This is a genomic window from Nocardia sp. NPDC003693 (assembly GCF_053981095.1).
Map to the genome: position 1 here is coordinate 39,603 of NZ_JBSFNO010000054.1, position 13,940 is coordinate 53,542.

Below are 13,940 nucleotides of genomic sequence, written 5' to 3' on the forward strand. Positions count from 1 at the left end.
ACCATTTCCGAGGTCTTCGCCGAGGTGCTCGGCCTGGAGCGGGTCGGCATCGACGACTCCTTCTTCGCGCTCGGCGGCGATTCCATCGTCTCCATCCAGCTGGTGTCGCGGGCCAAGGCGCGGGGCGTGGTCTTCAGCCCGCGCGACGTCTTCGAACAGCGCACCGTCGCCGGCCTGGCCGCCGTGGCCGAAACCGCCGACGCGCAGGGCGATTCCGCGCCCAAGCTGCTGGAACTGCCCGGCGGCGGCGTCGGCGTCATGCCGCTCACCCCGGTGGTGCGGTTCATGGTGGAACGGCCCGGCTCGTTCGGCCGCTTCAACCAGACCATGGCCCTGGAACTGCCGGTCGGCATCGACCGCGCGGGCATCGCCGCCACCGTCGGCACGGTCATCGACCGCCACGACATGCTGCGCGCGCGCCTGCGCCGGGTCCCCGGCGCGGACTGGATCGTGGAGACGGCCGCGGCCGGCGCCATCGACGTGGACGCGCTCATCGATCGCACCGAGTTCGATGCCGCCGCGAGCGACGCCGAACTCGTCGAGATCGCCTCCGCCGCACTCGATGCCACCCTCGACCGGCTCGATCCCACCGCGGGCGTCGTGGTGCGCTTCGTCTGGCTGGCCCCGAGCGACGGCTCGCGCGCGGGCCGCCTCATCGTGGCCGCGCACCACCTGGTGGTCGACGGCGTCACCTGGCGCATCCTGGTGCCCGACTTCGTCACCGCCTGGGGGCAGCTCGCCGCCGGGCAGACCCCCGAACTCGTCGCGCCCGAGACCAGCATGCGGACCTGGGCGCACGCCCTCGAACGCGAAGCGGCCACCGAGGCCCGCGTGGCCGAGCTCGACTTCTGGCGCGGCGTCGTGGACGGCCCGGATCCGCTGCTGACCGAGCGCCCGATGGATCCGGCCGTCGACGTCACCGCGGTGCTGGCCAAGCACCGGGTCGAACTCTCGGCCGAGGTCACCAGGTCGCTGCTGACCACCGTGCCCGCGCTCTTCCACGGCGGCGTCAACGACGGTCTGCTGACCGCGCTGGCGCTGGCCGTGGCGAAGTGGCGCACCGCCCGGGGTATCGCGGCGGACGAGTCCGCTCTGATCCGCCTGGAGGGCCACGGCCGCGAGGAGGAGGTCGTGCCCGGCGCCGACCTGTCCCGCACGGTCGGCTGGTTCACCGCCATCTTCCCGGTGCGCTTCGATCTGTCGCAGCTCGATGTGGACGCCGCTCTCGCGGGCGGCCCGGCCATGGGCGCGGCCATCAAGGCCGTCAAGGAGCAGCTGCTCGCGGTGCCGGACAAGGGCATCGGCTACGGCCTGCTGCGCTACCTGAACCAGGCCACCGCCGATCAACTGCCCGCGCGCCTGCCCGGTCAGGTCAGCTTCAACTACCTGGGCCGGGTCAACACCGGCGAGGTGCCCGAGGCGCTGCGCGGCTTCGGCTGGATCCCGGCGGCCGAACTGGCCGATCTGGGCGGCGCGTACGACGCCGACATGCCCGCCATGGCCCCGCTCGACATCAACGCCATCGTGGTCGGCGATCACCTGACCGCCAATATCGGCTACCCGAGCACGCTGCTGGACGCGGCGGCCGTCGCCGAGTTCGGCGCGCTGTGGATCTCCGCGCTGGAAGCCGTAGCGCGGCACGCGGAATCGGCGCGGGCCGGTGGGCACACCCCGTCCGACTTCGGGCTGGTGCGGGTCACCCAGCGCGACATCGACGGCTGGGAGCGGCGTTTCGGCGCCATCGACCAGGTGTGGCCGCTGTCCGCCCTGCAGTCGGGTCTGCTCTTCCACGCGCAGCTCGCGGCCACCTCGGTGGACGTGTACACCGCGCAGGCGGTGCTCACCCTCACCGGCCGCGTCGACGCCGACCGCCTGCGCGCGGCCGCGCAGGCGCTGCTGGACCGGCACGAGATCCTGCGCACCGCATACGTTTCCGACGCCAGCGGCGTGCCCGTGCAGGTCGTGCTCGACAAGGTGCACGTGGCGTGGGCGCAGCACGATCGCACCGGAACCGGTTACGCCGGCGACATTCTCGAGGCCGATCGCGTCCAGCGCTTCGACCTCACCGAACCGCCGCTGATCCGCTACACCCTGGTGCAGACAGCCGCCGACGAATGGCAGCTGGCCGTGGCCAACCACCACATCCTGCTCGACGGCTGGTCCATGCCGCTGCTCATGCAGGACCTGCTGGTGCTGTACGCCACGCACGCCGACACCGCGGTGCTGCCGCCGGTGCGCTCCTACCGCTACTTCCTGGAATGGGTTGCGCAGCAGGACCGTACGGCGTCGCTGGACGCGTGGAAGCACGCGCTGGACGGGGTCTCCGAGCCCACGCTGCTCACCCGCCCCGACGCGGGCCGGGAGATCACCGCCCTGTCCGGCGAGTACTTCTTCGAGCTGGACGAGACCGCCACCGCGCGCCTGACCGCGCTGGCCGCCGACATCGGCGTCACCCCGAACACCGTGCTCCAGGTCGCCTGGGGTCTGCTGCTCGGGCGCCTCACCGGGCGCGAGGACGTGCTCTTCGGCACCACCGTCTCGGGCCGCCCCGCCCAGCTCGCGGGCGTGGAATCCATGGTGGGCCTGTTCATCAACACCGTGCCGGTGCGGGTCGCCTTCGATCCGTCCGAATCGGCGCGGGCGCTGCTCACCCGCACCCAGGGCGAACAGGCCGACCTGCTCGATCACCACTACATCGGCCTGGCCGACATCCAGTCGGCCGCGCGGATCGGCGGGCTCTTCGACACCCTGGTGGTGTTCGAGTCCTACCCCGTCGACGCCGACGGCATCCGGGCGCAGGCCGCCGACATCGACGGCATGGGCGTCACGAACCTCGAGGCCGCCGACGCCACCCACTACCCGCTGACGCTCATCGCCCAGCTGGACACCCGCCTGCGCATCCGCGCGGGCTACCTGCGGGATCTGTTCGACGAGGCCACCGTGCGCCGGATCGCCGATCGCCTGGTGCGGGTGCTCACCGCCGTCACCGCGAATCCCGAAGCGGCGGTGGGCGATATCGAGCTGCTCGACATCTTCGAGCGCGAGCAGGTCGTCTCGGAGTGGAACGACACCGCCTACGACGTCGACACCGTGCTCGCGGTGCTGACCGGCGGCGGGACCGCCGAGGACGACGCCGAGGGCGGCGTGCGCGCGGCCTCCGGCGACACCGCGGCCACCCTGGTCGCGCTGTTCGAGGCGCAGGCCGAACGGACCCCGGACGCCACCGCCCTCAGCTTCGAGGGGACGAGTCTGTCCTACGGCGAGCTGGCCGCGCGGGTGCACCGCCTGGCGCGCTGGCTCATCGAGCGCGGCGTCGGCGCGGAATCCTTCGTCGCACTGGGCATGCGGCGCTCGCTGGATCTGGTCGTCGGCATGTACGCGGTCTCGGCCGCCGGCGCGGCGTACGTACCGCTGGACCCGGACCATCCGGCCGAGCGCACCGAATACATCCTGGCCACCGCGGATCCGGTGACCGTGCTGACCGCCGGCGAGGACCTGCCGGTGGACACCGCGCAGGTCCGCATCGACCTGCTCGATCTGGCCGGGTACTCGGCCGCGCCGCTCACCGACGCGGATCGCCTCGCGCCGCTGCGGTCGTCGAACACCGCGTACGTCATCTTCACCTCGGGCTCGACCGGCCGCCCCAAGGGCGTCGCCGTGCCGCACGCGGCCATCGTGAACCGCCTGGTGTGGATGCAGTCCGAATACGGGCTCGCCGCCGAGGACGTCGTGCTGCAGAAGACCCCGGCGACCTTCGACGTGTCGGTGTGGGAGTTCTTCTGGCCCCTGCAGATCGGCGCGACGCTGGTCATCGCCAAGCCGGACGGGCATCGCGATCCGGCGTACCTGGCCGATCTCATCGCCCGCGCGGGCGTGACGGTCACGCACTTCGTGCCGTCCATGCTCGCGGTCTTCGTGGCCGAGCCCGCCGCCGTGCGCTGCGAGAGCCTGCGCCTGGTCTTCGCCTCCGGTGAAGCCCTGGCGCCCAAGCCCGCCCAGCGCCTGCGCGAGATCACCGGCGCCGAGCTGCACAACCTGTACGGGCCCACCGAGGCCGCGGTCGACGTCACCTACCACCGGGTCGACGTGGCCGACATCGACACCGTGCCGATCGGCCGCCCGGTGTTCAACACCCAGGTGTACGTGCTGGATTCGCGGCTGCGGCCGGTTCCGGTGGGTGTCGCGGGTGAGCTCTATCTGGCGGGCGATCAGCTCGCCACCGCCTACGTCGCGCGTCCCGACATCACCGCGGATCGCTTCGTGGCCAACCCCTTCGGGTCCGGCGACCGCATGTACCGCACCGGCGACCTGGTCATGTGGAACGGCGGCGGCGAGATCGAGTACCTCGGCCGCACCGACTTCCAGGTGAAGCTGCGCGGTCTGCGCATCGAGCTCGGCGAGATCGAATCCGCGCTCACCGCACTGGATTCAGTCGCGCAGTCGGTGGTCGTGGTGCGCGGGGACGTGCACACCGGCGATCAGCTGGTCGCCTACGTCATCGCCGCCGCGGGCCGCACCGTGGACATCGAGGGCGTGCGCGCCGAGCTGACCGATCGCCTGCCGGCGTACATGGTGCCGTCCATCCTCATGGTCCTCGAGGAGTTCCCGCTCAACGCCTCGGGCAAGCTGGACCGCAAGGCGCTGCCCGCGCCGGTGTTCGAGGCGGCGGTCTTCCGCGCCCCGACCACGCCGGTGGAACAGATCGTGGCGGGCATCTTCGAGGAGATCCTCGGCCTCGAGCGCGTCGGCCTGGACGACGACTTCTTCGCCCTGGGCGGCAACTCCCTGATCGCCACCCAGGTCGCGGCCCGCCTGTCGGCGGCGCTGGACACCGAACTGGGCGTGCGCGAGATCTTCGAGGCGTCCTCGGTCGCGGCGCTGGCCGCGCGCGCCGAGGTGCACTCGGGCTCGGGCCGCAGGCAGGCGCTCGTCGCGCGGGAACGGCCCGAGCGACTGCCGCTCTCGCTCGCGCAGCAGCGCATGTGGTTCCTCAACCGCTTCGACACCGAATCGGCCGTGGAGAACATCCCGGCCGCGGTCCGGCTCTCGGGTCTGGTGGACCGCCAGGCGCTGCAGATCGCGGTCGCCGACGTGCTGGCCCGCCACGAGTCGCTGCGCACCCGCTACCCCGAGATCGACGGCGTCGCGTACCAGGAGATCGTCCCCACCGGGCAGGTCATCCCGGACCTGACCCCGGTCGAGGTGGCCGACGCCGACATCGCGCGCGCCCTCTCGGAGTTCCTGTTGCGCGGCTTCGACGTCACCACCGAGGTGCCGTTCCGGGCCCGCCTGTTCGAGGTCAGCCCGACCGAGCACGTGCTGGCCCTGGTGGTGCACCACATCTCCGCGGACGGCGTGTCCATGGGCCCGCTGACCCGCGACGTCATGACCGCCTACGGCGCTCGTGTCGAGGGCGGCGAACCCGGCTGGGCTCCGCTCGCGGTGCAGTACGCCGATTACGCCCTGTGGCAGCGCGAGGTGCTCGGCGACGAGAGCGACGCGGAATCGGTCATCGCCCAGCAGATCTCGTACTGGGGTGAGACCCTGCGCGGGCTGCCCGAGCAGCTGGATCTGCCCTCGGATCGCCCGCGCCCGGCGGTCGCCACCGGCCGCGGCGCGACCCACGTGTTCACCATCGACGCCGAAACCCACGGCAGGCTGGCCGAATTGGCTCGCGCCCGGGGCGCGACGCTGTTCATGGTCGCGCACGCCGCGCTCGCGGCACTGCTCTCGCGCCTGTCCGGGGAAGCCGACATCGCCATCGGCACCCCGGTCGCCGGCCGCGGTGAACGCGCCCTCGACGACCTGATCGGCATGTTCGTCAACACCCTGGTGCTGCGCACCGAGGTGGACGGCGGCGCGGACTTCACCGCGCTGCTGGAATCGGTGCGCGCCACCGACATCGCCGCCTTCGGGCACGCCGATCTGCCGTTCGAGCGCCTGGTGGAGATCCTCAACCCGGCCCGCGCGCAGAACCGGCACCCGCTGTTCCAGGTCATGCTGGCGTTCCAGAACCACGCCGCGGCCGAGCTGGAGCTGCCGGGCCTGAGCGTCAGCGGCGTCGACCTGCCGCTGGACACCGCCAAGTTCGACCTGCAGCTGGTGCTCACCGAACAGGCGGGCGCACAGGATGTCTCGGGCAACGGCCACGGCTCCGCGCCGTCCGGTCTGACCGCCGAGCTCATCTACGCCACCGATCTGTTCGACGCGGCCACCATGGAGCTGTTCGGACAGCGCTTCGCGCTGCTGCTGCGCTCCATCGCGGACCGGCCCGAACTCGCCATCGGCGACATCGACCTGCTGGCCGAGGCCGAGCGCGGCCGAATCCTGGTGGACTGGAACGAGACCGAGCACGCGCTGCACGACGGGCGCGCCCGCGCGGGCGGCGACGCCTACACCCTCACCTCGGGCTTCGTCGCGCAGGCGGCGCTGACCCCCGACGCGACCGCGGTTGTCTTCGAGGGGACGAGTCTGTCCTACGGCGAGTTCGCCGACCGCGTGAACACGCTGGCCCGCCGCCTCATCGCGGCCGGTGTCGGACCGGAATCGCTGGTGGCCCTGGGCATTCGCCGCTCGCTGGACCTCGTGGTGGCCATGTACGCGGTGCTCGAGGCCGGTGGCGCGTACGTGCCGCTGGATCCCGACCACCCGGCCGAGCGCATCGGGCACGTGCTCGACACCGCCCAGCCGGTCTGCGTACTGTCCACCAGCCGTGACGATTTCGACGCCGGTGACCGCGCCGTGCTGGAGATCGACGTCGAGGACCTGTCCGGCTACCCGGGCACGCCGATCACGAGCGCGGAGCGCCTCGGACCGGTGCGCGCGTCGAACACCGCGTACGTCATCTTCACCTCGGGCTCGACCGGCCGCCCCAAGGGCGTCGCGATCACGCACGCGGCCATCGACAACCAGATCGAATGGATGCTCGCCGAGTACCCGATGGGTGCGGCGGACGTGTACTTCCAGAAGACCGCGACCACCTTCGACGTGTCGCTCTGGGGCTACTTCATGCCGCTGCGCGTGGGCTCCACCCTGGTGGTGGCCACCCACGACGGGCATCGCGATCCCGCCTACATCGCCGAGGTCATCGCCGCACAGGGCGTGACGGTCACCGACTTCGTACCGTCCATGCTGACCGTCTTCGCCGCGCACACCCCGGCCGGCTCGCTGCCGACCCTGCGCGACGTCTTCGTCATCGGTGAGGCGTTGCCGCCCGAGACCGCCGCCGCGGTCCGCGAACTCGGCGACATCGCCGTGCACAACCTGTACGGCCCGACCGAGGCCGCGGTCTCGATCACCTACTGGCAGGTGACCGCGGCCGACACCCGGACCGCGCCGATCGGCATCCCGCAGTGGAACAGCCGTGTCTACGTGCTGGATTCGCGGCTGCGGCCCACCCCGGCCGGTGTCGCGGGTGAGCTCTACCTCGCGGGCGATCAGCTGGCGCGCGGCTACGTCCGTCGCCCGGATCTGTCCTCGGATCGCTTCGTGGCCAACCCCTTCGAGCCGGGGCAGCGGATGTACCGCACCGGCGACCTGGTGGTGTGGCGCGAGCCCGCCGGCGAACCGCAGCGCCTGGAGTACATCGGCCGCACCGACTTCCAGGTGAAGTTCCGCGGTCAGCGCATCGAGCTCGGCGAGATCGAGACCGCGCTGCTGGCCCAGCCCGCGGTCAGCCAGGCCGCGGTGCTGGTGGTGCCGACCCCGACCGGCGATCAGCTCGTGGCCTACACCGTGCCCGCCCCGGGGCACACCATCGAGCCGCGCGAACTGCTCGCGCAGGCCGGGCAGTCGCTGCCGGTGTACATGATTCCGGCCGCCGTGGTGGCGCTGGACGCCTTCCCGCTCAACACCAGCGGCAAGCTGGACCGCAAGGCCCTGCCCGAACCGGTCTTCGAGGCGCGCGAGTTCCGCGCGCCGTCCACGCCGTCCGAATCGGCGGTGGCCGCGGTCTTCGCCGAGGTCCTCGGGCTGGAACAGCCCGTCGGCGCGGACGACGACTTCTTCGAGCTCGGCGGCAACTCGCTCATCGCCACCCAGGTCGTGGCCCGCCTCGGCGCGGCGCTGGACACCCGGGTGCCGGTGCGCGCGCTGTTCGACGCCCCGACCGTCGCGGCCCTGGCCGCCCGGGTCGCGGTGCAGGCGGGTACCGGCGCACGCCGCGAACTCGTGGCACAGCGGCGCCCCGACGAGATCCCGCTGTCCCTCGCGCAGCAGCGCATGTGGTTCCTCAACCGCTTCGACACCGCCTCCGCGGTGAACAACATCCCGCTCGCGGTCCGCCTCACCGGCGACCTCGATGTGGCGGCCCTGCGGGACGCCGTCGGCGATGTGCTCGAACGGCACGAGGTGCTGCGCACCTACTACCCGGAGAACGCCGAAGGCCGTGGCGTGCAGGTGGTTCTGCCCGCCGATCGGGTCACCGTGGACTCCGCGCCGGTCGAGGTGACCGAGTCCGAACTGCCCGAACGGGTCGCCGGACTGGTGCTCACCGGATTCGACGTCACCGTCGCGGCGCCGGTGCGCGCCGGGCTCTTCCGGGTGACCGATGCCGAACAGCCCACGCACGTCCTGGTTTTCGTGGTGCACCACATCTCCGGCGACGGCTGGTCCGTGCGCCCGCTGGCGCGCGACGTCATGCTGGCCTACGCCTCGCGCGCCAACGGCGCTGTGCCGCAGTGGGCTCCGCTGCCGGTGCAGTACGCGGACTTCGCGCTCTGGCAGCGCGAGACGCTCGGCTCCGAGGACGACGCCGAATCGCTGATCTCCCAGCAGGTGGGCTACTGGTCCCGCACGCTGGCGGGGCTGCCCGACCAGATCGACCTGCCCGCGGATCGCCCGCGCCCGGCCGTGGCCTCCAACCGCGGCGGCGTGCACGAATTCGGTATCGACGCCGAACTCCTCGACGGCCTGAACACCCTGGCCCGCGAACACGGCGCGAGCCTGTTCATGGTCGTGCACGCGGCCTTCGCCGCGGTGCTGGCCCGGCTCTCCGGCGGCGACGACATCGCCATCGGCACCGCGGTCGCCGGCCGCGGCGAGCAGGTGCTCGACGACGCCATCGGCATGTTCGTCAACACCCTGGTGCTGCGCACGCCGGTCGAGGCCGGCGCGAAGTTCACCGAACTGCTGGCCACCACCAAGGACATCGACCTGGCCGCCTTCGGGCACGCCGACCTGCCGTTCGAACGCCTGGTGGAGATCCTCAACCCGGCGCGCTCGCAGGCCAGGCACCCGCTGTTCCAGGTGATGCTGTCGTTCCAGAACACCGGCGCGGCCACCTTCACCCTGCCCGGGCTGGAAGTGGCGGGCGTGCCGCTGGACGTGGTCACCGCCAAGTTCGATCTGCACCTGGAGCTGACCGAACGCGTCGGCGCGGACGGCCGCGGCGCGGGCATGACCGCCGAATTCGCCTACGCCACCGACATGTTCGACGCGAACACCATCGCGGGCTTCGCGGGCAATCTGCTGCGCGTGCTGCACGCGGTGGTCGCCGATCCGGCGGCCCTGGTCGGGGATATCGACATCCTCGACGACCTCGACCGCCGCCGGGTGCTGCGTTCGTGGAACGCCACCGAGTACGACGTCACCCGGGTCGCGCTGGCGGGCCGCAAGTCCGCCGCCGATGTCACCCTGGCCTCGATGTTCGCGACCCAGGCCGCGCAGACGCCGGGCGCGACGGCCCTGGTATTCGAGGGCGAGTCGCTGACCTACGGCGAGTTCTCCGCCCGCGTCAACCGCCTGGCCCGCTACCTCATCGCGGCGGGCGTCGGCAACGACTGCCTGGTGGCGCTGGGTATGCGCCGTTCGCTCGACCTGGTGATCGGCATGTACGCCGTCATCGCCGCCGGCGGCGCGTACGTGCCGCTGGATCCGGATCACCCGGAGGAGCGCAACCGCTACGTCCTCGATATCGCCAAGCCGGTGTGCGTGCTCACCACCACCCGCGACGGCGTCGAGGCCGGGGTGCGCACCCTGCACATCGACACCCTGGATCTGGCGTCGTTCTCCGACGCGCCGATCACCGACGCCGACCGGGCCGCCCCGCTGCTGGCGGGCAACATCGCGTACGTCATCTTCACCTCGGGTTCGACCGGCCGCCCCAAGGGCGTGGCGGTCAGCCACGAGGCGATCGTCAACCGCCTGGTGTGGATGCAGACCGAATACGGCCTGTTCGACGACGACGTGGTGCTGCAGAAGACGCCCGCCACGTTCGACGTGTCGGTGTGGGAGTTCTTCTGGCCCCTGCAGATCGGCGCGGCGCTGGTCGTCGCCAAGCCGGACGGGCATCGCGATCCGGCGTACCTGGCCGGGCTCATCGTCGACCACGACGTCACCACCGTGCACTTCGTGCCGTCGATGATGTCGGTCTTCGTCGCGGAAGAGCGTGCGGCGGAATGCGTCTCGCTCCGCAACGTCTTCGCCTCCGGTGAAGCCCTGCCCGCGCCGACCGCGCACCGGCTGCTGGAACTGACCGGCGCGCAGCTGCACAACCTGTACGGCCCCACCGAGGCCGCGGTCGACGTCACCTACCACGAGGTCACCCCGGCCGACACGGCCTCCGTGCCGATCGGCCGTCCGGTGTTCAACACCCGTGTCTACGTGCTGGATTCGCGACTGCACCCGGTCGCGCCCGGTGTCGCGGGTGAGCTCTACCTCGCGGGCGCCCAGCTGGCGCGCGGCTACGTCGCGCGCCCGGATCTGACCGCGGATCGCTTCGTGGCCGACCCGTTCCACTCCGGCCGCCGCATGTACCGCACCGGCGACCTCGTCAAGTGGACCGGCGCGGGCGAGCTGGAATACCTGGGCCGCACCGACTTCCAGGTCAAGCTGCGCGGTCTGCGCATCGAGCTGGGCGAGATCGAGGCCGCCCTCACCGCGGTGGACTCCATCGCGCAGTCGGTGGTCGTGGTGCGGTCGGACGATCGCCTCGGCGATCAGCTCGTCGGCTACGTGATCCCGGCCGCGGGCCACACCGTCGACACCGACGCCGTGCGCGCCGAACTGCAGGAGGCGCTGCCCGGTTACATGGTCCCGGGCGCCTACGTGATCCTGGACGCCTTCCCGCTCAACGCCTCCGGCAAGCTCGATCGCAAGCAGTTGCCCGCACCGGTCTTCGAGACCAAGGTCTTCCGTGCGCCCACCACCCCGATCGAGGAGATCGTGGCGGGGACCTTCGCCGACGTGCTCGGCGTCGGCCGGGTCGGCGTGGACGACGACTTCTTCGAGCTCGGCGGCAACTCGCTCATCGCCACCCAGGTCACCGCCCGCCTCGGCGCGGCCCTGGACATCCACCTGGCGGTGCGCGATCTCTTCGAGGCCTCCACGGTCTCGGCGCTGGCCACCCGGGTCGAGCGGCACGCCGGATCCGGCCGGGCCCGCCCGCGCCTGGTCGCGGGCGAGCGGCCCGATCTGGTGCCGCTGTCCCCGGCGCAGCAGCGCTACTGGTTCCTGAACCAGTTCGACACCAGCACCTCCGCGGTCGACAACATCCCGCTGGCCGTACGCCTGACCGGCGCACTGGATCTCAACGCCCTGGAGCAGGCGCTCGGCGACGTGATCGGGCGCCACGAGGTGCTGCGCACCATCTACCCGCGCACCGCCGACGGTCCGCACCAGGTGATCCTGCCCGCCTCGCAGACCGACCTGATGCTGGTCCCGGAGGCCGTGCGCGAGGGCGACCTGCTCGGCAAGGTCATCGAATTCGCCATGACCACCTTCGACGTCACCGTCGAGGTGCCGCTGGCGGTCAAGCTGTTCCGCATCACCGACAGCGATGTCGAACAGCACGTGCTGACCTTCACCGTGCACCACGTCTCGGCCGACGGCTCCTCCATGGGCCCGATGTCGCGCGACGTGATGGCCGCCTACGTGGCCCGCGCCAACGGCGAGGTGCCGCAGTGGGCGCCGCTGCCGGTGCAGTACGCGGACTACGCGCTGTGGCAGCGCGCGGTGCTGGGCTCGGAAGAGGACCCGGAATCGCTTGCCGCACAGCAGGTCGCGTACTGGACGCGGGCGCTGGCCGGACTGCCGGACCAGCTCGAGCTGCCGACCGACCGCCCGCATCCGCCGGCCCAGTCGTTCGTCGGCAAGGCGCTGCGCTTCGACATCGACGCCGAGCGCCACGCCGGGCTGCACGAGCTGGCGCGCGCCAACAACGCCTCGCTGTTCATGGTCGTGCACGCCGCCCTCGCGGTGCTGCTGGCCCGGCTCTCGGGCACCGACGACATCGCGGTCGGCACCCCGATCGCCGGTCGCGGTGAACGCGAACTCGACGACCTCATCGGCATGTTCGTGAACACCCTGGTGTTCCGCACGCGGGTCGATTCGTCCGCGACCTTCGCCGGCATGCTGGCCGAGGTGCGCGAGCGCGACCTCGAGGCGTTCGCCAACGCGGACGTGCCGTTCGAGCGCCTGGTCGAGGTGCTCAACCCGGTGCGCTCCACCGCGCGCAATCCGCTGTTCCAGGTGGGCCTGTCCTTCCAGAACCTGGCCGAGAGCGCCTTCGAGCTGCCGGGCCTGCACGTGGCCGCGGTGCAGTTCGAATCGCAGCTGGCCAAGACCGGCCTGCACGTGACGCTCTACGACCGGTACACCGACAGCGGTGCGCCGGCCGAGATCCTCACCGAATTCGGTTACGCCACCGATATTTTCGACGAGAGCACGATCCGCGCCTTCGCCGATCGCTTCATCCGCATCCTGGACGCGGTGCTGGCGAACGCCGACGTCACCGTCGGCGAGATCGACCTGCTCGGCGCCGAGGACAGCGTGCGCATCCTCGAGCGGTGGAACGACACCGCACGGGATCTGGACCCGGTGTTCCCGGGCGCGGAGTCCGCCACGCTGGTCTCGCTGCTGGACGCGGCCGTCGCCGCCGACCGCAAGGCGGTGGCCCTGGTGGCCGACACCGCCGAGGGCGTGGCGGAGAACATCACCTACGCCGAGCTCGACGCCCGGGTGAACCGCCTGGCCCGCGAGCTGATCGCGCGCGGCATCGGCGCGGAAGACCGGGTGGCCCTTGCCATCCGGCGCTCGGCCGATCTGGTCACGGCGATGTACGCGGTGGCCAAGGCCGGTGCGGCGTACGTGCCGATCGATCCCGATCAGCCCGCCGAGCGCACCAACTACATCCTCGAAACCGCCGCGCCCGCCTGTGTCCTGACCACCGGCCGGGACGCGTACGAGATCACCGGTGAGGGCGCGGAATCCCTCGCCGGCCTCGCGGTGCTGCGGATCGACGAGCTCGATCTGTCCGAGCACTCGGACTCCCCGATCACCGCCGCCGAACGGGTGCGCGAGCTGACCGCGGCGAACACCGCCTACGTCATCTTCACCTCCGGTTCCACCGGCCGCCCCAAGGGCGTGGCCCTGCCGCACGGCGCCGTGGTGAACCAGTTGCTGTGGAAGAGTTCGGAATTCGGGCTCGACGCGGCCGACGCGGTGCTGCTCAAGACCGCCGCCACCTTCGACCTCTCGGTCTGGGAGTTCTGGTCGGCGGTGGCCTGCGGCGGCCGCCTGGTCATCGCGCTGCCCGACGGGCACAAGGATCCGGCGTACCTCAACGAGCTCATGGCGCGCGAATGGGTCACCACCCTGCACGTGGTGCCGTCCATGCTCGACGCCCTGGTCACCGACGGCCTGCCGGATTCGCTGTGGCGCATCCTGGCCATCGGCGAGGCACTGCCCGGGCCGCTGGCGCAGCGCGTGCTGCGCGAGAACCCGCGCACCGAGCTGTTCAACCTCTACGGTCCGACCGAGGCCGCGGTCTCGATCACCAACCACCGGGTGAGCGCCGCGGACGCGGTGTCGGTCTCCATCGGCGCGCCCGAGGCGAACAGCCGGGTCTACGTGCTGGACGCGCGTCTGCGTCCGGTGCCGGTGGGTGTGTCGGGTGAGTTGTATCTGTCGGGTGCGCAGTTGGCGCGCGGGTACTTCGGTCG

1 protein-coding gene (only partly in view) is annotated in these 13,940 nt (G+C 71.5%); it reads left to right on the forward strand.

Annotation, left to right across the window (positions count from 1 at the left end; all coding sequences use genetic code 11):
• The coding region annotated (locus ACWDOP_RS35875; protein ID WP_456348621.1) for a non-ribosomal peptide synthase/polyketide synthase crosses the window boundary (this coding region is incomplete at its 3' end): on the forward strand, positions 1-13,940 show 13,940 of its 33,230 nt. Its footprint begins 19,290 nt before the window's first position.